The sequence below is a fragment of the Enterovibrio norvegicus FF-33 genome, assembly GCF_000286835.2.
Taxonomy (GTDB): domain Bacteria; phylum Pseudomonadota; class Gammaproteobacteria; order Enterobacterales; family Vibrionaceae; genus Enterovibrio; species Enterovibrio norvegicus_A.
The window spans coordinates 3,002,170-3,025,647 of record NZ_AJYD02000038.1; the positions used below are offsets into that span (position 1 = coordinate 3,002,170).

Below are 23,478 nucleotides of genomic sequence, written 5' to 3' on the forward strand. Positions count from 1 at the left end.
AGACCTAGCCTCAACCAGTGAAGGTGCTTTGTGCAAATCAGTCCGAATGATCACCGTGGCTATCGCCAGATTACACTCGATAACGGGTTACGTGTTTTATTGATCGAAGACGCACAAGCGCCGCGCAGTGCTGCAGCACTGACGGTGAATGTTGGCCACTTTTGTGACCCTGCTGATCGTGAAGGGTTAGCCCACTTCCTCGAGCACATGCTCTTTCTGGGCACAGAACTGTACCCAAAGGTCGGCGAATTTCAATCTTTCACCAGCCGTCACGGCGGCAGCAATAATGCCTGGACAGGCACCGAAAATACGACTTATTTCTTTGATATTCAACACGATTACTTTGAAGAAGCGTTAGAGCGTTTTGGGCAGTTTTTTTCTGCGCCACTGTTTAATGCTGACGCCGTAGATAAAGAGCGCAACGCGGTTGATTCAGAGTATCGTTTAAAGCTTCAAGACGACGTTCGCCGTATCTATCAAGTACAAAAAGAAACCATCAATCCCGAACATCCCTTTTCCAAGTTTTCCGTTGGTAGCACTGAAACCTTGGCAGATCGCGAAAACAGTTCGATTCGAGATGAGTTGATCGCCTTCTATCGCAGCCACTACAGCGCCAATCTGATGGCGGCATCCGTTACCGGGCCTTTTACTCTCGATTCCCTTGAAGAGCTAGCCCAAGAAACCTTTGAACTGATCCCAAACCACGATTTGCCGCTTTTCATTCCCGAAGTACCTTTTGTTGATATCCCTCAGCGGCAACAGTTTATTCGCATCGAGCCATTAAAAGACGTGCGCAAACTGACACTGGCATTCTCAATGCCAGCCACCGATGAACACTATCGCATCAAACCATTGTCTTACATTGCGAGTCTGCTTGGCTATGAAGGCATTGGCAGTGTTATGTCAATGCTAAAAAACAAAGGCTACATCAATAACCTCTCCGCTGGCGGGGGCATCAGCGGCTCGAACTTTCGTGAATTTACCGTCAGTGTCAGCCTGACGGAAGTTGGCCTGAACCACATTGACGATATTGTCGCCTATCTGTTTCAAGCGATTCACCTTATTCGTGAGCAAGGTTTGAACGAATGGCGTTACAAAGAAAAACGCGCGGTACAAGAAAAGGCATTTCGCTACCAAGAACCTTCTCGCCCCATTGATACTGTCAGCCACATGGTCCTCAATATTCAGCACTATGAAGAAGAAGATGTGCTTTATGGTGATTACATCATGGCGAAATATGACGAAGAATTGATCCGCCAGATGCTCAGTTATTTAACAACGGAGCACCTTCGTCTGACGTTGATTGCCAAAGGCGGCGACTATGATAAGCAAGCCAAGTGGTATGACACGCCGTACAGTGTGACCCCCTTTACCGACGCGCAACGTACAAAATGGCAAATCACGGATGTTTCGCCAGACCTTGCCTTACCCGAGCCCAATCCGTTTATCAGTTACGAACTCGACCCCGCGCAATTGGCATCGCCAAACACGACCTTGCCAGAGAAAATCCAAGAGTTACCAGGATTTTGCCTTTGGCATTTGCAAGACACCGATTTTCGCGTGCCTAAAGGCGTTGTGTATGTCGCTATCGATAGCCCTTATGCGGTGAAATCGGTTGAGAACATCGTTAAAACCCGCGTCAGTGTCGAAATGCTGCTTGAGGCTATCAACGAAGCGGCTTACCCCGCCGAGGTCGCTGGCTTGAGTTATAACCTCTACGCTCACCAAGGCGGCGTGACGTTAAAACTCAGTGGATTCAACGAAAAGCTGCCGATCCTGCTTGATTTGGTCTTGGATAAATTTGCCAATCGTGACTTTAAACCAGAACGTTTTGAGATCATTAAAACGCAACTGTTAAGAAGCTGGAAGAACGCGACTCAGAACAAACCCATCAGCCGATTGTATAATGCAATGACGGGCATATTGCAGCCAAACAACCCGCCATACGAGGCGCTTATCGAAGCGCTGGAGCCGTTAGACGTGTCTACCCTTCCCAATTTTGTATATCGAGTCATGTCTGAGTTACACGTCGAGATGTTCGTTTACGGCAACTGGCAGAAGCATCAAACGCTGGCATTGGCTGAATCAGTCAAAGATGCCCTTCGTGTTCATGATCAGCGTTATCAGGAATCCATTCGCCCATTGGCAATGCTCAAAGGTGCCGGCAACGCGGCATACCATTTAGATTGCAGTAATCAAGACTCCGCGGTACTGGTTTACTATCAAAGCCATGGCACAACGGCGCAAGATGTGGCGCTGTTCACTTTCGCCCAACATTTATTATCTGCCATATTTTTCAACGAATTGCGTACAAAGCAGCAACTGGGATATATGGTGGGTTCCGGCAATATGCCGCTCAACCGCCATCCGGGTTTGATTTTCTACGTGCAATCGCCGCAAGCCGGCCCAACGAAACTGATAGAAGCCATTGATGACTTTCTGAATGCTTTCTTCTTAGTGCTACTAGAGCTTAATGAAGCACAGTGGCAAGCCAGCAAAGAGGGCTTAATCGCACAAATAGATGAGCCTGATGCAAACCTACGTGCGCGCGGTCAGCGACTTTGGGTGAGTATTGGCAATAAAGACGAGAAATTTGAACAACGTCAGAATGTCGCAAAATCTATCAAAAACATGGCGCGATCTGACATGGTGAAATTTGTTGTCGAGCAGCTTAAACCTCGCACGGCGGATCGGTTAATTATGCATAGCTGCGGCGGTGCGCATCCTGATCAGTGCATACCGGAAGACACTAACGAAATCGATTCTATTGCCGCATTTCGTCAGCATCGTTTAGAAAGAGATTAAAAAAAATCCCCTACTCAGAGGTCGGGGATTTTTTTACGTGTTTGATTTGATTAATCAAAGAAACGGTTTTCTTCCGCAGCCATGGCTTTGAGCATTTCACACGGTGCAAATCGCTCGCCATATTTCGCTTCATGCTGTTCAAGCATTTCAACAAGGCGTTTAATGCCGATATGATCCATGTAACGGAACGGGCCACCAAGGAATGGTGGGAAGCCAATACCGAACACGGCACCAATGTCGCCATCACGCGCCGATTTCACCACGCCTTCATCCAAACAACGTGCCGCTTCATTTAGCATCATCAATACGCAGCGCATCGCCAGTTCATGGCCAGAAAGCTGACTCTTCAGTTCTACACCCAGCAATCCGTAAACACGCTTATCGACTTCTTTCTTCTTGCCGTTGTAGACGAAGAAGCCTTTGCCCGTCTTGCGTCCTTTACGGCCATCACTAAGCATGACATCGAACACATCTGGTGCACGGAAACGCTCGCCGAGCTCATTGAGCAGAATTGGGCTGATCTTCGCGCCAATATCAATACCCACTTCATCCAGCAGTGTGACTGGGCCAACAGGGAAGCCAAAATCCAACAAGGCATTGTCGATGTGCTCGACAGATTCGCCTGCCAGCAAGGTCATGGCCGCTTCATTCATATATGGCGCTAGGATACGGTTCACATAGAAGCCCGCTTTATCGGCAACCACAATCGGGGTCTTGCCTTGCTTTTTCGCAAGCTTAACGACTGTTGCTATCGCCTTCTCAGACGTTCCCGCATGGGGAATCACTTCCACCAGCGGCATTTTATCGACAGGGCTAAAGTAATGCAGGCCGACAATGTTTTCAGGCCGTTTTGCCCCTGCTGCAATTTGGTGGATAGGCAACGAAGAGGTATTGGTTGCGAATAGCGTATTTTCATTTAACGCTTCTTCCACTTCCGCAATCATCTTGTGTTTCAAATCAAGATCTTCAAACACCGCTTCAATCACCACATTGCAACGATCCATGCCGCTGTAGTCTGTTGCGCCACTGATCCTAGCCATCTGCGATTGCAATTCCGACTTGGAGATAATGCGACGTTTGCGTTTTTTATCCAGTAACTTGTAGCTGTAGTTCATGGCGTTCAACAAGCCATCATTACTGACATCTTTGATCCGCACAGGAAGGTTTGCTTTGGTCGCTGACACATTCGCAATACCCGCTCCCATCAATCCGCCGCCCAGTACGGCTACACCCGTTACCGTATCTGGCTCGGCATCAGCGCCAGTTTCTTTTTTCATTGCTGTCGTGGCGAAGAAAATGCTGCGAAGTGATGCGGATTCATTCGTCATCACCAGCTCGCCAAAGCGTTTCGCTTCGAGCGCTAGCCCTTTCTCAACCCCTTTGTCCAAGCCATGTTTGATCACGTCAAGAATGGCTTCGGTGGCGGGATAATTGCCACGGGTTTTTGCGCGGGTTTTCTTGGCGGCTTGATCGAACACCACTGAGCGGCCTAGTGCATTGCCACCCATGGCCCAGCTTTGCCAGCTGTTCTGACGTTTAGGCTTTCCTTTTAGCGCTAACTCTTCAGCAACCCGAAGCAACACTGAGTGGGGTACAACATCATCGACGACACCCATTTTCTTGGCTTTTTTGGCACGCAGTTGCTTGCCTGTCAGGATCATATCCAGTGCACCTGCAACGCCAATCAAGCGAGGCAAACGTTGTGTACCGCCCGAACCCGGCAGCAAACCGAGCTGAACTTCTGGCAATCCAACACGCGTTTTATCATCGTCTGTGGCAACACGGCTGTGGCATGCTAGCGCCAATTCAAGACCGCCGCCCAAGCATGGTCCGTGAATCGCAGCGACGACATGAAACGGCAGTTTCTCGATACGAGAAAACAGCTTTTGCCCTTGCTCTGCAATGGCTTGTGCGTCTTCTGCTGTTTCACAGGCATCCAACATACGAACGTCTGCGCCAGCGACAAAATTATCCGGTTTAGCGGAATACAGTACCAAGCCTTTGATGTCGGTTTTGCTTTCAAGCTCGCTCAAGATACCGCTGATTTCATCAACAAAGGTCGCTTGAAGTGTGTTCATGCTTTCGCCAGGCACATCAATGCTCAGCCATGCAATGCCATCATCTCCGTGACGCAGCGAAAAGGCATTTGGGGTCATTGGTTCATTCATTATTCGGCCTCCAAGATCATTGCAGCACCTAAGCCACCCGCAGCACATGCGGTATTCAAGGCCAAACCGCCACCGCGACGACGTAGTTCGTTCAATGTTTGAGTGATCATGCGTGCGCCTGTTGCAGCAAACGGGTGACCGTAAGCCAAAGATCCGCCCAGCACGTTAAATTTGTCCATGTCGATCTCACCGATCGCTTGGCTTCGCCCGAGCTTTTGCTGTGCGAATGTCTTAGAGCCAAACATCTTCACATTCGACAATGCTTGGGCAGCAAATGCTTCATGCATGTCAATCAAGGTCAAATCAGCCAGGGTAATGCCCGCACGATCAAGTGCGATTGGTGTGGCGTATGACGGCCCCATTAGCATGTCGTGCTCAACTTGAATAGCGGCAAACGCATAAGAGCGGATGTAGCCCAAAGGCTTCAAACCCAGTTCTTTGGCGCGACCTTCACGCATCAGCATCACCGCGGCAGCGCCATCTGTCAAAGGTGTGCTGTTAGCGGCAGTCACAGAGCCATGTTTTCGATCAAACGCGGGACGCAACTTGGCGTAGCTTTCAACGCTGGAATCTTCGCGAATGTTGTTATCTTTATCAATCCACGCGCGATAAGGTTCGGGGAAGGCGGTCATTACTTCATCACGCACCAGCCCATCAGCCCACGCTTTTGCTGCAAGTGAATGAGAACGGTGCGCTAAAGCATCCTGATCTGCTCGGCTAATATGATGACTCTTGGCCATTTGCTCTGCAGTCTGGCCCATGCTCAAGCCCGTTGAATATTCGGCAACAGCAGGGGGAACAGGCGCGAGATCTTTCAAAGAAAGCTTGCTCAATAAACTCATACGCTTGCTGAGGGTTTTGGCTTTGCTCAAAGCAAGTAATGTCGCCGCAAGTTTCTTTGACACGCCAATAGGAAGCACTGACGAGGAGTCCGCACCACCGGCGATACCAATATCAATGGTTCCCGACATAATACTTTCTGTTACGTTAACAACAGACTGAAAGCTAGTGGCACACGCTCGGCTGACGCTGTAGGCATCCGTATGAATATTCATGCCTGTACCAAGCACGATCTCACGTGCAATGTTTGGCGCTTCTGGCATTTGCACCACCTGACCAAACACAAGCTGCTCGATCAGCTTAGGGTCAATCGCGGTACGGTTTAGCATTTCACTAACAACCATTTTGCCAAGATCGACAGCGGGCACATCAGCATATGCGGTAGATTGTCGTGCGAACGGGGTACGTAAACCCGCCACAACTGCGATACGTTCTCCCTGACGCGTAGTCAGGTTCTGGGGAGAGTTCATTGCCGCTCCTTGCTAGCATTAGAGGTCAGACCAGAAGAGTGTAACCAATTTGTTATCAGATTAAAACGGGCGTTTAATTGAATTGGAATGTCAAATATAGACAGGGACAGCAAATTTGCGATAAACATCGGGCTAGCCGTCGTAGTGGCCACCTTATCTCAGCTGTCAGCGATGAGATACGGTCGAAGATTGGCAAAAAAGAAAATAACTGAATTTTGAGCAAAAAAAACCACACCTAATAGGTGTGGTAAAATTTTTGGAAAGCAATTGTGTATCAAATTCAATTAACGTAAAGCCAATTGCAAGTCAGGTCTAAGACCTGAGGAGAAAGTAAAGTCAGCCTTCAAAAAAAGGAAGTTGTCATCTTGCTCAACTCAGTCACGCACAGCCAAGGTCCGGTAAACCAGCGAAACCTGCAGCGCGCTCCCAGATGACAGTGCCTACTATACCCATAGAAAACGGCGACTTTTTGAACCAGATCAATTTTTCGCCTGATTATCCTCCATCACTTCTCGCCATGAGTGTTGCACCGAAATTCCCCACAAATATAAGCAACTCAATCCATAATGACATTGTAAGAGCAATTGTCTTATTAGCGCGATTCAAATGCGTATCGTTTTTCTGCCTATGATTAGACGCATTTACCGAGGTAACATGGTCCTCAATGCAATTATTTTTAATGCTACACACTTGTAAAATCAAAACTTTCAGGAAGAAAGCCCATGGTTTTGAAAATATTTGGAAAGAAATCGTCAACTTCCAAGGTCTCTACTGATATGGAAAAACAAAGACGATATGAAGCGCTCGTGAGAGCTTGGCACAGAGATCTTTATCGCTACGCTTACTGGTTGACGAAAGACCAGCATGTAGCAGAAGATCTTGTACAGGAGACGTGTCTCCGTGCTTGGCGATCGCTCGATAGCCTTCAAGATGATAACGCAGCGAAAGCATGGCTGATCACCATTCTTCGCCGAGAAAACGCACGCCGATTTGAGCGTAAACAACTCGAATTAGTAGACATTGATGACCATCAGGTGGCAGATAATACGCAGCCTAGTGAAGAAGCCTCGGTAGAACAGCAATGGCTTCACAAGCAGATAATGCGTTTGTCACCGGAATATCGCGAACCGCTTGTTTTGCAAGTTATGGCTGGATTCAGTGGTGAAGAAATCGCTGAGATCATGGATCTCAACAAGAATACGGTGATGACACGTTTGTTCAGAGCGAGAAACCAATTGAAAGAGTTCATGGACAGTCAAAACGAAACTCAACGAGGAGCGAAGAATGGACGAGCTTGAATTTCGTCGCCGCCTTTTGGCTGACCCTCAAGATAATGATCCCGAGCTATCAGCGGCGAAGTTATCTTCACCTGCCAATCAAAAGTTGGCCTCTGAACTCGACAGTTTGGATGCATTAATTGATCAAGCTTTGCGTGTTGATGTGCCCGATGATTTGGTCGACAAAGTGTTGTTTAAACAAAGCAGCCATGTGATCCGTGAAAAAAGAAAACCAAAGTTCCATTTGGCTATCGCGGCCTCAATTGCTTTTGTGTTTGGTGTGATGTTGGGTCAATTTAACTGGCAGACCATTCCGCTTTCACCCAATCAACAGAACTTGGGTCAAATTGCGCTTCAGCATTATTACGATGAGACAGATTTCACTCGAGATATTAATGAGGGCGTAAGCCTTCACCAAGTAAACGCTAAGCTTTCCCCAATTGGCGAAGCCTTCAGTGGGTCTCTGCCAGGCCAAGTTTCTTACCTCAATCATTGCAGCTTTGATAAAAAGCATGCGGTGCACATGGTATTGAAAGCAGACAATGGTGAAGACTTTACGGTGTTTGTAGTGCCTCAGAATTCTCCAGCCATGGAAAAATTCAGTGATGGCAACATGGAAGCCATTTCGCTCCCGGCCAATAACAGCAGTGTGATTGTAGTCGGTAAAGAAGGCTCAGATGTATTGCCTATTGCAGAGCAGCTTCAACTTCATTTGAACCAAAAAGCGTAAACACACAATCTATTACATTTAAAAAGGGAGCCTTTGGCTCCCTTTTTGTTTCCTTTAAAGAACAGTCACCTGCACCTTCTCTGCTTCTGTTTCAAAACAGCGTCCCGTAACTGGTCAGATTTCCTAATAATGAGCTTCACAATAGAATCCGCCCAGCTTATTTAAAAAGCACATAAAATGATAAAACTATTATAAATTTCATTGGATTAATTCACACCATGAATAAGAAGCGTCTGTTTATCCGTTCAGCAGTGGCAATTGCTGTAGCGGCAAGTTCTACATCAGCTCTCGCAGCTGGTTTCCAATTAAATGGTCAATCTGCTACTGGCCTAGGCCGTGCTTTCGCTGGTGACGCTGTTATCGCTGATAATGCATCTGTCATGGCACGTAACCCTGCAGCAATGGCATTGTTCGATGCGCCTGAACTGTCTGTGGGTCTGATTGCAATTGATACCGATGTGGTAGTGAAAGGTACAACCTACTCACCTATCATGCTTGGTGAACGTTCTTTGGACGATGCACAAGCTGGTGACATTTCGTATGTACCAAACATCTTCTATGTACACCCGATCAATGACAAATTTGCTGTTGGTGCAGGTATTTACTCAAACTTCGGCACAAAAACTGAATTCGACACTGATTATGCAGCCAATGAGTTAGGCGGCCTGACTGACGTTAAAAGCGTCAACTTTGCATTGAGTGGTTCATTCCGAGTTAATGAGCAATTGAGCTTTGGTGCTGGTATCGACTTCATCCAAGGTACAGGTAAGCTCAAGCGCTCTGGCCTAGAGTACGTCGGCCAAGCTATTCCATCGTTTGCAGACAGTGTTGGCGATAACATGCTTAACATTGATGCAGAAGGTACCGGCATTGGCTGGAACCTAGGTACCGTTTATGAAGTCAATGAGAAGCACCGCTTTGGTCTAAGCTACCGCCATAGTCCAGATATCAAAGCAGACGGCGACACCATGATCTACAAAGGCGAACAGCTAACCGGAGACCTCGTTCTTCCTCTGCCAGACATCGCTGAGTTCTCTGGTTACCACTTGCTGACCAACAAGTTTGCTATGCACTACTCTGTTCAGTGGATTGAGTGGAGCACTTTTGACCAGCTTGCGACGACAAATGGCGTTGTTCTGAATGAGTACAATTGGCAGGATGGCATGCACTACTCGATTGGTGGTACTTACTACCTGAACAACGACTGGACACTTCGTGCCGGTTACATGTATGACACCAGTGCACAAGATCAGAAGAAATCAATTTCTGTACCCGATTCAGATCGCCAATGGGTATCTGCAGGTTTCACCTATCAGGCAACCAAAAACTCGACCATTGATTTCGGTCTGACTTACCTAATGGGTCAAGATGTGGAAGTGAATGACAAGTTGGTGACAGACCTGCCTGGTGGCGGTGAACTTCAACTGTCTGAAGTCAATGCGACCACCCGCGCTAACGCATGGTTGTATGGCGTTCAATACAGCTACCAGTTCTAATCAAGAACAGCGAACACCAAGGGGAGCATTGGCTCCCCTTTTCTTTATCTCGTTTCCTTCAGCACCCGCCACATCACTCTATTGGCAGTATTTTTCAGCGTACATTAGTTCGCTCAAGTCCGTATTTATCTATACAAGTGTTCGCTGAGTTTCAGCGTACACCTGTGCCAAACACCACTTCATATAGACGATCTATCGGAAGATGGAATACATGACAAAATTTCCATCTAAAAATATTCAACCTAGTTCATTAAAATTGCATCCAAAGCTTTGGTCAGTACCCTATAGCGACCTTCAAAAACAAGAAATATATAATGAACAAGAACAAACTTCTTCCGTTGGCAATTGCCGCAGCACTTGGCTCTCTTTCTTCCACCTCAGCAATGGCTGCTGGTTTCCAGCTTGCAGAGTATTCTGCAACCGGTCTTGGTCGTGCGTACGCAGGCGAAGCAGCAATGGCGGATAACGCCGCGGCACAGTTCCGTAACCCAGCGATGCTGACGTACCTGCCTGGTACACAAGTATCCACTGGTATGATCTACGTTGACCCGAACGTTGATGTAGATGGTATGAATACAACCACTAACCAACCAACGTCATCTAAAGATTTTGCAGATTCTGCCGTCGTACCGAACTTCTATGTGTCACACCAAGTGAACGAGCAGGTGTTCCTTGGTTTGGCACTAAGCTCTAACTTCGGTATGCACACCAAGCTAGACGACAACTTCAAAGGCACGCAGTTTGGCAATGAAGCCTCTGTGATGACCATGGAAATTAACCCTAACATTGCTTACCGCATCAACGACCAATTCTCCATTGGTGGTGGTGTTCGCTTTGTCATGGGTGAAGGCAGCATTGGTGCGAAGAGCTCTGGTGGATTCGCTCCAAAGGGCACAACACTAAAGTTCATGGAAGGTGATGACACTTCTTGGGGTTGGCAGGCTGGTGCTGCTTGGCAGATCAATGATACCAACCGAATTGGCTTTAACTACCGTTCAGAAGTTGAGCTGAACCTAGAAGGTCATGCAGAAGGCCTAGCTTTCAACCTATACAACGGCGGCACATCGCCTCTTACTGACATGGTTCAATACGCTGGCAGCATGGGACTAACCTTGCCCGCCACTGCCGAGCTTGCTAGCTTCCATCAGTTGACTGACAAGGTTGCGGTACATGCTAGCGTGAACTGGACTGACTGGAGCACGTTTGAGAAGCTAGAAGCGAACATTCCTTCATTGTCTGTTCCTTCACAAATCGTGAAGCAAGAGAACTGGAAAGATAACTACCGCTTTGCCGTGGGTGCGACTTACCAACTCAATGATAAAACGCAATTGCGTTCGGGCGTTGCATACGATATGGCTGCTGTGGATGACGCTAACCGCACTATCACTATTCCAGAAACAGACCGTTTGTGGCTGAGCCTAGGTGCAGGTTATGCGTGGTCTCAAAATCTGACGTTGGATGCAGGCTTTACCTACATCTTCGCAAAAGACGCAGATGTTGTTGAACCTCGCCCAGGCATCGCCTCTGATGCATCTGGTGCGGCATTCGGCGGTAAGTTTGAAGGCCAAACAACCGGCAGCGTATGGTTAGCGGGTGTTCAAGCGACCTATCGCTTCTAAGTAAGCAGATATAAAAAATGGCCACTCATTGAGTGGCCATTTTTGGTTTTAGTAATCATCTATTTCGTCTAACAAGTCTTCGTCAAGGTACTCGTCATCCGGTTCAGGTTCTTCAATCGCTTTGCCACCACGCGCTTTAAATGCTTTGTGCTGCAAATAAGCATCGCGGGCAAATGCATACGGATCAGGAGAATTCTCTAGCAATGGTTCTTGAGGCACGACCGCCGCGCGACTTTCCATTCCGTCCAACGCCCACTTGATGATTGATTGTGGCAGCGTCAACAGCGACAGCGGAGGATAGAGATCGTCGACCATGTCACCTGCACCTTCACGCAAAGTAATCGGACCATATATTGGCACCATAAAGTAAGGGCCTTGTCCGATATCGTAGTATCCCATCGCATCACCAAACTGACGGTCGTCCAGTTTTTGAATATTTGCTGCCGAGGCGATATCTATCAAGCCTGCCAGTCCAAAAACGGTATTAATCCAAAAACGATTAAAATGAGTGACCGCCGCCTCGCCTTCCAGCATAACAATACTGTTCACCATGCTCGCGGGCTCGCCAAGGTTATCAATAAAATTTGAAACCCCTGTTCTGGCAAAGCTAGGTACGTAGTTGACATAAGCGAGGGAAACCGGACGGGCTACGTACGGATCCAGAATGTCGTAGTTGAAAGCCCACATGGTGCGGTTGAATCCTTCAAAAGGGTCATTCGGGTGCGAGATATCAAATTCAGTATTTGTTTCCGCATCCACGGCGCTCTCATCAGGCGCCTGCGCACAACCACTCAATCCAATAATAACGCCAACTGCCAATATCAGACGTTTCCACATTATTAATATTTTCCCTAAAAAAGAGGCTGGTTATTCACCAGCCTTATCCATTTTTCCTCAATTATACCCGAGTAACGTCAAAATGCATGCTCAGATAAGAACGACATGTCAAAGTGGGTCGGCGATAATTCGGCTAATTCTTTTGGTTAATCACTATCTGTGATGAACCGCCTAGGGCAAATGGCTCACTCTCACCAAACCAATCGCCTTCTTTAGTCATCACATTGCCATCACGATCAATGCGAGCTTTGACCAGCACATTTGGCAGTGACGACATCAGACGCTCTGGGATCATACTGTCTGCATCGGTGAGCTCCACATCCAGCGGGAAACTGCTGAGAGGGATTCGCTTCGCGGCCACGGGCATCGGCGCACCGTCGGCAGAGTGAACAGAAACAATAAGCACGCCCTCATCAGGAATACCGACTGCGTCATCCAATGAAATTGTCACAGAAACCGTTTGACCATTTCCTGCGCCAACTTGTGCTTGTGCGCGTGCAATACTGCGATCCAGCATCGAGATACGAGGGTCGTTTTCAGGCAGAAGCTGCTTCATGGTTGACCAAGCGGCAATGGCTTCATCATATGCATTGCGCTCGAACGCTTCGAATGCAAGTAGAGACAAGGCTTGCAGGTTGCCATGATCTTTCTTAATAACCTGACGCAGCAAATTTCGTGCTGTTTCAACGTTTGTCTCGTCACCACTCAACATCAACGACTGCGCGTAACCAAGCTTCACATCGTTGTCATTTGGCATGAGTCGATACGCTTTACCCATCGCGCCTTCCGCGGTTTGAATATCACGATTCGCCAAACCAATGCGACCTAGCAGCAACCAGCCCATGGCATCGTCTGGCGTTTGTGAAAGCTTAGTACGAAGCGACAAAGTGAGATCAGCCATTTCTTGATCGGTCATTGGCTCTTCGCTGTCAGACATCAGACGACGCGATAACTCAGGTAATCGTTCTGCCGTTTCCTGCCATGCAACCACCTGCTGCTGATTGCCTTCGAGAAAGTACAGGGAATAACTCAAGCCAACCAGGATAAGTACGCCCGGTAAAAGCATCAGCATTGACACTTTATTTTGTGTCTTTGCTTTATCCCCTTCAGGGATATCATCCAGCAGCGATTGTTGAAGCTCCAATGCCAACTCGCTTTGGTTGTCCACCAAACCTTCATCGGTTTCTTCTTCCAGTTCATCCATGCGGTCACGGAAGAACGCTTTATTCAATTCATCACGACTGGCCGCTTCATCTTGGTCTTTACCCAGATAGATCGGCACGACAAAGAGTCCAACAGAGACAAGTACCATCAAGGCTGTGATCAGCCAGAACCACAATTCGGTCATCCGTTTGTATCCTTGTTATCTTTATTTGCGGATTGGTTATTTGCAGTGTCTCCACCCAACAACGCGGCGAGACGCGCTTGCTCGTCAGTGTCTAGTTGTGCTTTCTCTGCCTGTGCTTTTGGTTTGCGGCTACGCATGACCAACACAGTAAATCCGATAAGCACAAACAGTGCTGGTCCCGCCCACAAAATCAACGTAGAAGCCGTTACCGGTGGACTATAGGTAACAAAGTTGCCATAACGCGCCACCATGTATTCCACAATCTCATCTTCATTCTTGCCTTGTTTGAGCATCTCATAGACTTTCAAACGAAGGTCTTGAGCCAACCCGGCATTCGAATCTGCGATATTGTTGTTCTGGCACTTAGGGCAACGAAGCTCTTTGCCGAGTTTATGGAAGGCATCTTCTTGTTGCGGCGTATCGAATTCATACACCTCAATCGCGGCAGACACCGAAAATACAGCACTGCTTGCCAATAGCAGCAAGAGCCAAAAGCGCTTGATCATCCTTTGGCCTCCGCCAGCATTTTCTCATACATAGGGCCAAGCTTGTCCTGCCAGTTACGTTCGTTAACGTCACCAACATGGCGATAACGAATCACACCGTTAGCATCTATGAGGAATGTTTCTGGTGCGCCATAAACGCCCAGATCGAGACCTAGCATGCCGTTACCATCAAACAGGCTCACCAAGTAAGGGTTGCCCAATTGATTCAACCAGCCGATGGCTTTAACACGATCGTCTTTGTAGTTAAGGCCAATGATTTTTACGCCATTTGCCGCCAACTCATTGAGATACGTATGTTCGGCATAACAGGTTGGACACCATGTTGCCCAAACATTCAGTAATAACGGCTGGCCTTTGAAGATGTCTTGATCATAAAGCTTGCCCGCTTCGGTGAGATCTTCGAGACGAAACTCTGGCACAGGTTTACCCACCAACACAGACTCCAATTTCGTGGGGTCATCCCCTTGTGCATTATTTAAAAGCTGCCCAAGAAGAAAAACAACAACCACAAAAAACAAGCCCAGCGGGATAAAGAGTACAGGACGTTTCACGCTTAAACCTCCTTCACAGATTCGACAGAGACTGCCTCATCTGATTTCTTACGGAAACGGTAACGCTTGTCAGACATGGCCAGTAATCCACCAATGGACATGACCAATGCACCGAACCAAATCCAGCGTACGAACGGCTTGTAGTAGATACGAATGGCCCAAGCACCATCATCCAAACGCTCTCCCATCGCAATATACAAATCACGAGTAATACCGCGATCGATGTCTGCTTCGGTCATCATTGAGCGCTGCACGGTGTAGAAACGCTTTTCCGCATGCAATGTATTGATGCGCTTGTCACCAAGGTAAATGTCGAAATCTGCAACATAGCCATCGTAGTTAGGGCCATCTTTGTCTCGCAAACCCGCAAAGTGGAATTCATAGCCTTGCATCTGAACGCGCTCACCTGGCGCCATCTTTACATCTCGTTCAATGTCGTAATTTTGCACCATCGCAATACCCAAGATTGAAATCGCAAGACCAAGATGCCCAAACACCATCGCCCAATGACTGCGACCTAACTTGCCTAATCCGGTCATCAAATCGTGACGGTGCGTAGCACGTTGGTACAGTTCTACCGAGAGTAGAATAGCAATCCAAAGCCCCATCACTGCGCCTAGCGCCGCTAATGGTTTAAAGGTATCAGCAAAAATCCAAACCAGACCAACACCAATAACAACAGATGCCACACCGCTGAAAAGGACTTCCTTTTTCACGTTTTTCAGGTTGTCACGTTTCCAACGAATTAGCGGTCCAATACCGAGAAGGAAAACAAAAGGAACAGAGAGCCACGTAAACAGCAGATTAAAGAAAGGTTCTCCGATGGAGACTGAACCCAAACCAATCTGTTTGTGTACCAACGGCAACAACGTACCAAGAAGCACAACCACCAGCGCGGCAATCAGGAAAATATTGTTTGCGAGCAGCACGTTCTCACGCGATACCAACTCGAAGTTGCCTCGTGAGCGCACTTCTGACGCGCGCAGTGCATAGAGCAATAATGAACCACCGATAACTGCAACAAGGAATGCCAAAATAAACAAGCCACGCGCAGGATCAGAAGCAAAAGCATGAACGGAAACCAGAACACCAGAACGTACTAAGAAGGTTCCTAACAAGCTGAGAGAAAACGCTGAAATTGCCAGAAGTACTGTCCAAGCCTTAAACGTGCCACGCTTTTCTGTGACCGCCAACGAGTGCATCAATGCCGTACCCGCAAGCCAAGGCATGAATGATGCGTTTTCGACAGGATCCCAGAACCACCAACCACCCCAGCCAAGTTCGTAATAAGCCCACCATGAACCCAGTGCGATACCCATGGTTAGGAAAACCCACGCGGCCGTCGTCCAAGGGCGAGACCAACGCGCCCATGCGGTATCAAGGCGTCCGGCCATTAATGATGCAATGGCGAAAGCAAACGCGACTGAGAAGCCGACATAACCCATGTAAAGCATTGGCGGGTGAATAATCAAACCCGGATCTTGCAGCAGTGGATTGAGATCTCGGCCGTCAACAGGGAAGTAAGGCAATGTGCGTTCAAACGGATTCGACGTGACAATAATAAACAGTAAGAAGCCAACACCGATCATGCCCATAACAGCCAAGACTCGCGCGACAGATTCTTGCGGCATACCGCGGCTAAATATGGCTACAGCGAGTGTCCATCCCGCTTGGATCAATACCCAAAGCAGCAATGAGCCTTCATGTGCCCCCCACACCGCCGTTAGACGGTAATACCAAGGCAACGCACTGTTGGAATTACTGGCTACATAGGTAACCGTAAAGTCATTAACGTAAAATGCCCAGCTCAGCGCAAAAAATGACATGAGTAGCATGAGGAACATGCCGATGGCCAACGGGCGCGCCGAGCGCATCATGGCTTGGTTTCCGATTTGCGCACCCCATAGCGGGTAAATGCTCAGCAACACCGAAAAACCCAGTGAAATCATTAGGGCAAAATTGCCCAGTTCAGCAATCATTAGTAGCTACCTTGTTGTTGCTCAGTATATTCAAGCGGCGTATGGCTCTTGTTCATTGCTTCTGCAATTTCCGGTGGCATATATTCTTCGTCATGCTTTGCAAGCACTTCGCTCGCATACACAGTCGTTGCATCCATGAGTTCACCCTGCGCAACGATACCTTGCCCTTCACGGAATAAATCCGGAAGAATACCTTCAAACACAACAGTGACTTCAGGGCCAATGTCCGCCACTTTGAATGTTACTTTTAGTGATTCAGGGTCACGACTCACTGAGTTTTCAACCACCATACCGCCAATGCGTAACCGCTGACCAACATAGGGTTTAGAACCGTCAGGTTTGCCTTGCACGATCTCTGATGGCGTGTAGAAGAGATCCATGTTCTGATTCAGTGCATAGACCATCAAACCAACGGTTGAGCCAACACCCAGTACCAGAGCGAGAGCTAGCCCTAGTCGTTTTTTACGTCTCGGGTTCATAATGTGTTCTCCATCTTTTGGGCTTTCTCAATGCGTTGCTCTCGGGCAACTTTGTTCTTTATTTCACGATACAATTTACGTCGTGTGAGATGGGACGAAAACACCACCCAAAACATGGCGAAAAACGTAATCGCGAATGAACTCCAAACATAAGCGGCATAGCCGCCCATGTCTAAAAATGCGGAGAAGGAACTAAAATGCATGGCTAGGCTCTCTCTACCAATTCACGGACCCATGGACGGTGCGATTCTCGTTGTAAAATTTGGTTTTTCAGCGCCATCAAGGTCGCTGCACCAAAGAACAATGCAAAGCCAAGTATGTTAAGCAGCAACGGCCACAACATCTCAGAGGCTATCGATGGTTTGGCAAACTTGGTGATTGTCGCGCCTTGATGCAGGGTATTCCACCACTCTACTGAGAAGTGAATAATCGGCAGGTTAATCACACCAACCATCGCCAAAATACCCGCGGCACGAGCGGCCGTGCGATCGTCATCGAACGCGTTATAGAGCGCGATAACACCCAGATATAAGAACAACAGAATAAGTTCAGACGTTAGACGTGCATCCCATACCCACCAGGCTCCCCACATCGGTTTGCCCCATATTGCGCCTGTGACCAGTGCAATAAAGGTGAACACTGCGCCCACAGGTGCCATCGCCGCCGCCGCCCAATCAGACGTTTTTATTTGCCAAACCATGCCAATAAACGCAGCAATGGCCATCGACATATAGGCACCCATCGACCATATGGCCGCAGGCACATGAATGTAAATAATTCGGAAGCTATCGCCTTGCTGATAATCAGCCGGAGCGAATGCCAAACCCCAAACAGTACCCGTCATCAAAGACAACAATGCCAACACTGCAAACCACGGAAAAAGCGTATTACACAATTTGTAGGTTGCCTCAGGCTTGGCATAAGGATGAAGCCATTTCCACATTACTTTATCGCTCTTAATTAATCATAAAAATGGGATTATTGAACGCTCACACGCAATGCTGCAGACACAGCAAATGGCATCAGTGTTGCCGAACCCACAAGCATTGCGCCTAGAATCGCAAGCTGACCGTTGATCGGAAATCCATTCGAAGCCATCTCAATCGCTGACGTTGCAAAGATCAAAACTGGGATAAACAAAGGCAGCACAAGAAGACTTAACAGCACGCCTCCTTTACGAAGTCCTACCGTTAGCGCAACACCAATTGCCCCTAAAAAACTCAAGGTTGGTGTGCCTAATAACAATGTAAGCACCACGGCTTTGTAGGTCGCCCAATCTAAAGAAAGTAATACTGCCAATAGCGGACTTATGATCAACAAAGGCAAGCCTGTTAGCAGCCAATGGGCAACAATTTTAGCAAATGCCAATACAGACAAAGGTTCTGGCATCAATAACATTTGCTCTAGTGAGCCATCAATAAAGTCATCACGAAACAAACGCTCAAGTGACAACACAGCAGCAAGTAACGCGGCCACCCAGATAATGCCGGGCGCGATTTCTGCCAATAGGTTTGGCCCAGGTCCAATACCTAATGGAAAAAGCGTGATGACAATGATGAAAAACCATAACGGATTTAACATGTCTGACTGGCGTCGATAGGCAATCAGCAGTTCACGTCGAATAATTTGGTACATCGCCGCCCCCATTACGCACCCAACTTAATGCGACGCAGTAATGGATTTCCATCAAACATATCTTGATGGGTGGTGAACAACACCATCCCTCCGCCATCGACATGTTTTTGAAAGAGACTTTCCAGCACTTTTACGCCTTGTTTATCGATCGCGGTAAGCGGCTCATCCAGTATCCACAGCGGAGATTTGCTAATCCACAGCCTCGCCAATGCAACTCTTCGGTTTTGTCCCGCGGAGAGCTGCGCAGCAGTGACATCTTCTCGACCGGCCAAACCCACACGGGCTAACGCATCCCAAAGCGCTGTTTCATCGGTTTCACCATGCATCTTTTGATAAAACGCCAGATTTTCAAAAGCAGTCAGTTCACGCTTTACGCCCGTGCTGTGCCCCAAAAACAATAGATTGCTGTAAAACGCTTCACGTGCTTTGGTCACTGATTTTCCTTGCCAAAGCACATCGCCTGATTCAGCCAATCCCAACCCTGCAATAATTCGCAGTAAGGTGGTTTTGCCCGCACCATTTGGGCCTTCTATCTGTACAAGTTCGCCAGGCGACACTGTAAAGCAAAGGTCTTCGAACAATACTCGTTCATCACGAATACTGTTGAGTTGACGTACTTCCAACATGAGAAATCAATGTTCCCGATAAAGTATTCAAAAATTTGCCCGATAATAACATAGAGGTTTTTAATACCGTTAGCGGCGCGATCCCGCTCTTGTCCGCCATACGTTAATAATTGTGAGTAAATATGAAAATAGATAACGCCAGTAACATCAACGTATTAACGCTTGAGAATATCCAAAGTAAACTTCAGGGAAAACTGTTGCAGGTGGGACAAGACAAAACGGGCATGAGTTCCCCCCCTCAACCACTATCTTCGCAACTTGCTCAAGTTCTAAGACTGATCAATTTATTCCCTCTTTTACTTTCCTCGCCAGCCTCCTCTTTGCCAGGAAATACGCCAAGTGCGCACGCTGTGAGTACTCTATTAAATGCACTCGTCATGCCAAGCACACCAGAGCTTGCAGCAAAATGGTTGGCTGAACGGCAATCGGACAAAGCGCTTCTTGATGCATTGCGACTCATCACGTCGGGAGCGGACGACGAAAGCAGCGGCAAGCTTAAAGCTCTACTTATGCTGGTAACCGAGCAACGTTTGCAAGACGGCAATAAAGCCAATGAGCACCACTGGTTGTTTCCTCTTAGCCATTTAACACCAACACCGGTTCGCATCACCGCCAAAAAGAAGACCTTGGGTAAACGGAAAAAATCTCGTTGGAGCGTGACAGTTAACCTCACATTGTCAAAAAACCGTCACCTCACCGCCACCGCAGAGTTAGAAGAAAAATCGTTGTCGCTGACGCTAACCACGGATTCCCCAGCGTTACATAAGAAACTCGAGCATGCCCTGCCAACTTTAGAGAAACAACTGAATAAACATCAAATTTGTATGTCTGAATGCAAAATAGAAATGAGCGAATACTGCGAACCTGTCGCGCTAGAAGCCGGAGTTAACATTCAAGTATGAAGAAACCCAAAAGCGCGGTGGCGCTTCGATATGATGGCATTAATGCACCGCAAGTTAGCGCGAAAGGCTATGAAGCGTTGGCAGAAAAATTGATCGAGGAAATGGAGAAAAACGGCGGTTTGGTGCACAGCGACGAAACCTTGATGAACTGGCTATCTGCATTGGAAGTAGGCGATGAAATACCAGAGCAATTGTACTTGGTGATCGCAGAATTGATCGCGTTTGCATGGTATTTAGACGGAAAAACCCCGCCCGGATGGGAAGGGTCTGTCGTCAACAAATCAGTGTGACCGTAGTTTGCTATCCTAGAGAGGACATTTGCACTACCTCACCATCCGTTGCTTTCTGATGCTAAGCAAAAGTTCCGCCTCAGCTTTTGGAAGATCACATTCTTCCATCAACTCATGGATATCGGCACCTAGCTCCACCATCTTGCTTGCTCGACTGTAGAGTCGACCATCCGGATCGTGCATTTCCAACTCGTTTTGCTTATCAACCAAGTCATCGAATCGTTGGGATAGTTCGGCGAGTTTCTGGCTCATGCCAATCGAGCCTGCACGCAATTCATTGAATTGCTTTGAAAGGCTCTCATGCTGCTGGCGAGAGTTTTTATATAGCAGCTCCATTGCCTGGAATTTGGCATCCAGATTCAATCGGGCTTTTTTCTCTCGACGTAGTAGCAAGAATGCAACCACCGCGACGGTGATGGACACACCGAGCGGTAGCCAATGCAACACGACGTCAAGCATTACAGCATGGCCATGTCTGACCACTCATCGTCAGAGAGCAGTTTGTTCAAGTCAACCAGGATCAGCAAGCTACCATTGCGGTTGCTAACACCTTGGATAAACTTGGCACTTTCATCGGTACCCACGCTTGGCGTGGTATCGATTTCTGAAGTTCTGAGATAGACCACCTCAGCCACGCTATCGACCATGATACCAATCACTTGCGACTCAGCTTCAATCACGATGACGCGAGTGTTGTCAGAGACATCACCTTGCATCAAACCAAAGCGAGAACGCGTGTCGATAACCGTAACCACGTTACCACGAAGGTTGATGATGCCCAGCACATAGTCTGGTGCACCCGGTACCGGCGCGATTTCGGTATAGCGTAAAACTTCTCGAACCTGCATGACGTTAATGCCATAGGTTTCGTCTTCCAGCTGGAAGGTCACCCACTGTAGAACCTCGTCATTCACGTTATCTTTTTGAACTTCAGCTACCTGACCCATTTATTTTCCTCTTTACGTGCTGTGCTGCGTCAATTACGCCAACGCGTTGGCATCTATACCTTGATTTAGCATGGCAATCAGCGCTTCGACGTGAATCAATGCGCACATCTTTTGTTTGACTAACCCGGCCAACCAAGGCCGCTTGCCAGCTTGTTCACGCCATCGCACTTGTTCGCCCTTAAGTGACTCTGTACCTAGCAGGGTATTGCAAGCCAATCCCCACTTGCTGTCACCCAAGATCACTATATAACTATAGCCTTCGCGATGGTTGTTATCTGTTATTTTTTCCGGCATTACCCACATGGCCGTATCCACAACGTCGAGCTGCTGGTCTCGCTCTGTTTGCAAGCCCAAATACCAGTCCGGCCGACCGATAAGGTGATTGCAGTCTTCCAGTCGATGAATACCCCCTAGCTCGGCCAATGGCACAGCATAGGTAACACCAAAAGATTCAAAGAATAAAACCTGGAAAGCAGACTCAGACGCAATGTTTTGCCAAGGCGGCGCAATATCTTCGTCTTCTTGCATTTCCGGTTCGACGTCAACGTTGGTTTCAACATCAACAGTCTCTTCAATCGCAATGTCGTCTGCAACAACCTCTTCGACGTGTGCCATCACGATGTCTTCAACGACAATGTCCACATCGGGTTCTGCACTGAGCGTGACCGTGTCGAGTGCCACATCCGTTGAGATCTCTACGTCAAGGTCAGCCTCGACTACGCTCTCAACCTCAATTGAGATATCAATAGCGACATCAACATCGGTCATCACGTCAACATCTTGCACTGTGTCGACGTTAGTCAATACATCTATGTCAGTAACGACATCGTTGTCAGTTGCAGCCTTAACGTCAGTGTCAGCCAATACCTCGGTATCAGTGCTAATTTCAGCATCAACGTCGAGTAGTGTATCGACGTCTACGTCTGCGTCTAATTCGACTTCAACTTCCATGTCCTCTTCAAGCTGAAGCTGACTAAGGAGTTTTTCCACTGACGACAAATCACGCTCTTCTTTCGTGAGTGTCGCGCCACTGAATGTGTCTGTTGGCTCTATCGCCGCAGGCTGAGGCACCAAAGCTACGGCGTCAACGACCTGAGAGGTCGCATCCGTGTCTTGCGACTGTGGCAGAACATCGTCTTCCAACAGCGCATCAAAATAATCGTCCAGCGCCTGAACACTGGACAAGGCACGGCTATCTTTCATCCTGTTCCAGTCGCTCCAAATAAGAGAGCAGCGTTTTGTAAGCAAATACGCCGCGACAGTTTTTCGCATAATACGATGGCGGCATGTGCTTTAAGCTGGCATCACGGAATTTAGTATCAATCGGTACCGCTGACGACCAAACTTGATCGGGATAACGCACTTTAAGCTCTTGCAACGTTTCCAGCGAAGCACGTGTACGTTTGTCGTACATGGTAGGCACAATGCACACTTTGAAGGCTGAGCTTCGAGATTTCTGCATGATCTGCAAGGTACGGATCATGCGTTCCAAGCCTTTCATAGCCAAGAACTCAGTCTGTACTGGTATTAGAATACGATTGCTTGCAGCCAAGGCATTAACCATCATCACACCCAAGATAGGCGGGCAATCGATCAGTGCGTAATCGTAATCTTCTTCGAGGCAAGCTAGGGTCTTTTTAAGCATCAACCCCATGCCACCGCGATTACCCATTGCTCTGTCCAATGTCGCCAAAGACATGTGGGAGGGCAACAGATCTAGGTTTTTATATTCAGTGTTAAGAATGAGCGGTTTGACCGTGTCTCGATTGATAGTCTGTAATTGGAATAGATCAAACAGCGTACGTGGCAATTTATCCGAATCGTAATTCAGATACGTTGTCAGGGACGCATGTGGGTCGGTGTCGATCAACAACACACGTTTATTTCTTTCACTGAGAAGCCCAGCAAGGGTGATGGTTGAGGTTGTTTTTCCTACGCCACCCTTCTGGTTTGCAATGCTCCAGACTATCACA

General features: G+C 47.9%; 23 protein-coding genes. 7 read left to right on the plus strand and 16 right to left on the minus strand.

Translation table 11 applies throughout. From position 1 onward, the window contains the following. Nucleotides 1-30: 30 nt before the first annotated feature. On the plus strand, nucleotides 31-2,805 hold the full coding sequence (locus tag A1OO_RS21330) for an insulinase family protein (RefSeq protein ID WP_017004393.1): 2,775 nt from the start codon (nucleotides 31-33) through the stop codon (nucleotides 2,803-2,805). Between the two features lie 50 nt (nucleotides 2,806-2,855). Here A1OO_RS21330 and fadJ read toward each other — a convergent pair whose 3' ends face one another. Both fadJ and fadI read right to left on the minus strand, forming a co-directional pair. Then, the gene (fadJ, locus tag A1OO_RS21335) at nucleotides 2,856-4,973 is read right to left on the minus strand and encodes a fatty acid oxidation complex subunit alpha FadJ (protein ID WP_017004394.1); all 2,118 of its coding nucleotides are present in this window, start codon (nucleotides 4,971-4,973) and stop codon (nucleotides 2,856-2,858) included. Further along, nucleotides 4,973-6,283: an acetyl-CoA C-acyltransferase FadI gene (gene fadI / locus A1OO_RS21340; RefSeq protein ID WP_016960172.1), complete on the minus strand. Its 1,311-nt coding sequence runs from the start codon at nucleotides 6,281-6,283 to the stop codon at nucleotides 4,973-4,975. The genes fadJ and fadI overlap by 1 nt, the downstream gene beginning before the upstream one ends. Before the next feature lie 722 nt (nucleotides 6,284-7,005). Between fadI and A1OO_RS21345 the strand changes: the two genes are divergently transcribed. The 4 genes from A1OO_RS21345 to A1OO_RS21360 all read left to right on the plus strand — a co-directional run bounded on the left by A1OO_RS21345 (nucleotide 7,006) and on the right by A1OO_RS21360 (nucleotide 11,405). Then, nucleotides 7,006-7,581 carry a sigma-70 family RNA polymerase sigma factor gene (locus A1OO_RS21345; RefSeq protein WP_016960170.1) on the plus strand — a complete coding sequence of 192 codons (576 nt, stop codon included), beginning with the start codon at nucleotides 7,006-7,008 and terminating at the stop codon, nucleotides 7,579-7,581. After that, on the plus strand, nucleotides 7,568-8,290 hold the full coding sequence (locus A1OO_RS21350; protein WP_016960169.1) for a DUF3379 family protein: 723 nt from the start codon (nucleotides 7,568-7,570) through the stop codon (nucleotides 8,288-8,290). The genes A1OO_RS21345 and A1OO_RS21350 overlap by 14 nt, the downstream gene beginning before the upstream one ends. 218 nt (nucleotides 8,291-8,508) lie before the next feature. After that, nucleotides 8,509-9,786: an outer membrane protein transport protein gene (locus A1OO_RS21355; protein WP_017004395.1), complete on the plus strand. Its 1,278-nt coding sequence runs from the start codon at nucleotides 8,509-8,511 to the stop codon at nucleotides 9,784-9,786. A 314-nt stretch (nucleotides 9,787-10,100) separates the two neighbouring features. Then, complete coding sequence (locus A1OO_RS21360) at nucleotides 10,101-11,405, plus strand: outer membrane protein transport protein (RefSeq protein WP_017004396.1); 1,305 nt, start codon at nucleotides 10,101-10,103, stop codon at nucleotides 11,403-11,405. A gap of 48 nt (nucleotides 11,406-11,453) precedes the next feature. Here the strand turns inward: A1OO_RS21360 and A1OO_RS21365 are convergent, their stop codons facing one another. From A1OO_RS21365 to ccmA, 10 genes are all read right to left on the minus strand, one after another. Next, nucleotides 11,454-12,242, minus strand: coding sequence for an MlaA family lipoprotein (locus A1OO_RS21365; RefSeq protein ID WP_016960166.1), 789 nt, complete (start codon nucleotides 12,240-12,242; stop codon nucleotides 11,454-11,456). A gap of 133 nt (nucleotides 12,243-12,375) precedes the next feature. Next, the gene (ccmI, locus tag A1OO_RS21370) at nucleotides 12,376-13,590 is read right to left on the minus strand and encodes a c-type cytochrome biogenesis protein CcmI (protein WP_017004397.1); all 1,215 of its coding nucleotides are present in this window, start codon (nucleotides 13,588-13,590) and stop codon (nucleotides 12,376-12,378) included. Beyond that, nucleotides 13,587-14,093 (minus strand): cytochrome c-type biogenesis protein, encoded by a 507-nt coding sequence (locus A1OO_RS21375; protein WP_026023985.1) that lies wholly within the window; start codon nucleotides 14,091-14,093, stop codon nucleotides 13,587-13,589. The genes ccmI and A1OO_RS21375 overlap by 4 nt, the downstream gene beginning before the upstream one ends. Further along, the gene (locus A1OO_RS21380; protein WP_017004398.1) at nucleotides 14,093-14,647 is read right to left on the minus strand and encodes a DsbE family thiol:disulfide interchange protein; all 555 of its coding nucleotides are present in this window, start codon (nucleotides 14,645-14,647) and stop codon (nucleotides 14,093-14,095) included. The genes A1OO_RS21375 and A1OO_RS21380 overlap by 1 nt, the downstream gene beginning before the upstream one ends. A 2-nt stretch (nucleotides 14,648-14,649) precedes the next feature. Further along, nucleotides 14,650-16,626, minus strand: coding sequence for a heme lyase CcmF/NrfE family subunit (locus tag A1OO_RS21385; protein ID WP_016960162.1), 1,977 nt, complete (start codon nucleotides 16,624-16,626; stop codon nucleotides 14,650-14,652). Further along, nucleotides 16,626-17,105 carry a cytochrome c maturation protein CcmE gene (gene ccmE, locus A1OO_RS21390; protein WP_016960161.1) on the minus strand — a complete coding sequence of 160 codons (480 nt, stop codon included), beginning with the start codon at nucleotides 17,103-17,105 and terminating at the stop codon, nucleotides 16,626-16,628. The genes A1OO_RS21385 and ccmE overlap by 1 nt, the downstream gene beginning before the upstream one ends. Then, the gene (gene ccmD, locus A1OO_RS21395; protein WP_016960160.1) at nucleotides 17,102-17,308 is read right to left on the minus strand and encodes a heme exporter protein CcmD; all 207 of its coding nucleotides are present in this window, start codon (nucleotides 17,306-17,308) and stop codon (nucleotides 17,102-17,104) included. The genes ccmE and ccmD overlap by 4 nt, the downstream gene beginning before the upstream one ends. 2 nt (nucleotides 17,309-17,310) lie before the next feature. After that, nucleotides 17,311-18,048, minus strand: coding sequence for a heme ABC transporter permease (locus tag A1OO_RS21400; RefSeq protein ID WP_016960159.1), 738 nt, complete (start codon nucleotides 18,046-18,048; stop codon nucleotides 17,311-17,313). 35 nt (nucleotides 18,049-18,083) lie between these two features. Then, nucleotides 18,084-18,752 (minus strand): heme exporter protein CcmB, encoded by a 669-nt coding sequence (gene ccmB, locus A1OO_RS21405; RefSeq protein WP_016960158.1) that lies wholly within the window; start codon nucleotides 18,750-18,752, stop codon nucleotides 18,084-18,086. Beyond that, nucleotides 18,752-19,366, minus strand: a complete 615-nt coding sequence (ccmA, locus tag A1OO_RS21410; RefSeq protein WP_016960157.1) for a cytochrome c biogenesis heme-transporting ATPase CcmA — start codon at nucleotides 19,364-19,366, stop codon at nucleotides 18,752-18,754. The genes ccmB and ccmA overlap by 1 nt, the downstream gene beginning before the upstream one ends. Nucleotides 19,367-19,488: 122 nt before the next feature. Here ccmA and A1OO_RS21415 point away from each other — a divergent pair, with 122 nt between their 5' ends. Both A1OO_RS21415 and A1OO_RS21420 read left to right on the plus strand, forming a co-directional pair. Beyond that, nucleotides 19,489-20,268 (plus strand): flagellar hook-length control protein FliK, encoded by a 780-nt coding sequence (locus A1OO_RS21415; RefSeq protein ID WP_016960156.1) that lies wholly within the window; start codon nucleotides 19,489-19,491, stop codon nucleotides 20,266-20,268. Beyond that, nucleotides 20,265-20,558 carry an EscU/YscU/HrcU family type III secretion system export apparatus switch protein gene (locus A1OO_RS21420; protein ID WP_016960155.1) on the plus strand — a complete coding sequence of 98 codons (294 nt, stop codon included), beginning with the start codon at nucleotides 20,265-20,267 and terminating at the stop codon, nucleotides 20,556-20,558. Before A1OO_RS21415 ends, A1OO_RS21420 begins: the two co-directional genes overlap by 4 nt. A gap of 33 nt (nucleotides 20,559-20,591) precedes the next feature. Here A1OO_RS21420 and A1OO_RS21425 read toward each other — a convergent pair whose 3' ends face one another. From A1OO_RS21425 to A1OO_RS21440, 4 genes are read right to left on the minus strand one after another with little or no spacing between them, the layout of a single operon-like run. After that, a complete protein-coding gene (locus tag A1OO_RS21425) occupies nucleotides 20,592-21,017 on the minus strand; it encodes a DUF2802 domain-containing protein (protein WP_016960154.1) in 426 nt (141 codons plus the stop codon). After that, nucleotides 21,017-21,505 (minus strand): chemotaxis protein CheW, encoded by a 489-nt coding sequence (locus tag A1OO_RS21430; RefSeq protein ID WP_016960153.1) that lies wholly within the window; start codon nucleotides 21,503-21,505, stop codon nucleotides 21,017-21,019. Before A1OO_RS21430 ends, A1OO_RS21425 begins: the two co-directional genes overlap by 1 nt. A gap of 33 nt (nucleotides 21,506-21,538) precedes the next feature. Further along, the gene (locus A1OO_RS21435) at nucleotides 21,539-22,708 is read right to left on the minus strand and encodes a chemotaxis protein CheW (RefSeq protein WP_017004399.1); all 1,170 of its coding nucleotides are present in this window, start codon (nucleotides 22,706-22,708) and stop codon (nucleotides 21,539-21,541) included. Then, nucleotides 22,698-23,477, minus strand: a complete 780-nt coding sequence (locus tag A1OO_RS21440; RefSeq protein WP_016960151.1) for a ParA family protein — start codon at nucleotides 23,475-23,477, stop codon at nucleotides 22,698-22,700. The genes A1OO_RS21435 and A1OO_RS21440 overlap by 11 nt, the downstream gene beginning before the upstream one ends. Nucleotide 23,478 lies beyond the last annotated feature (1 nt).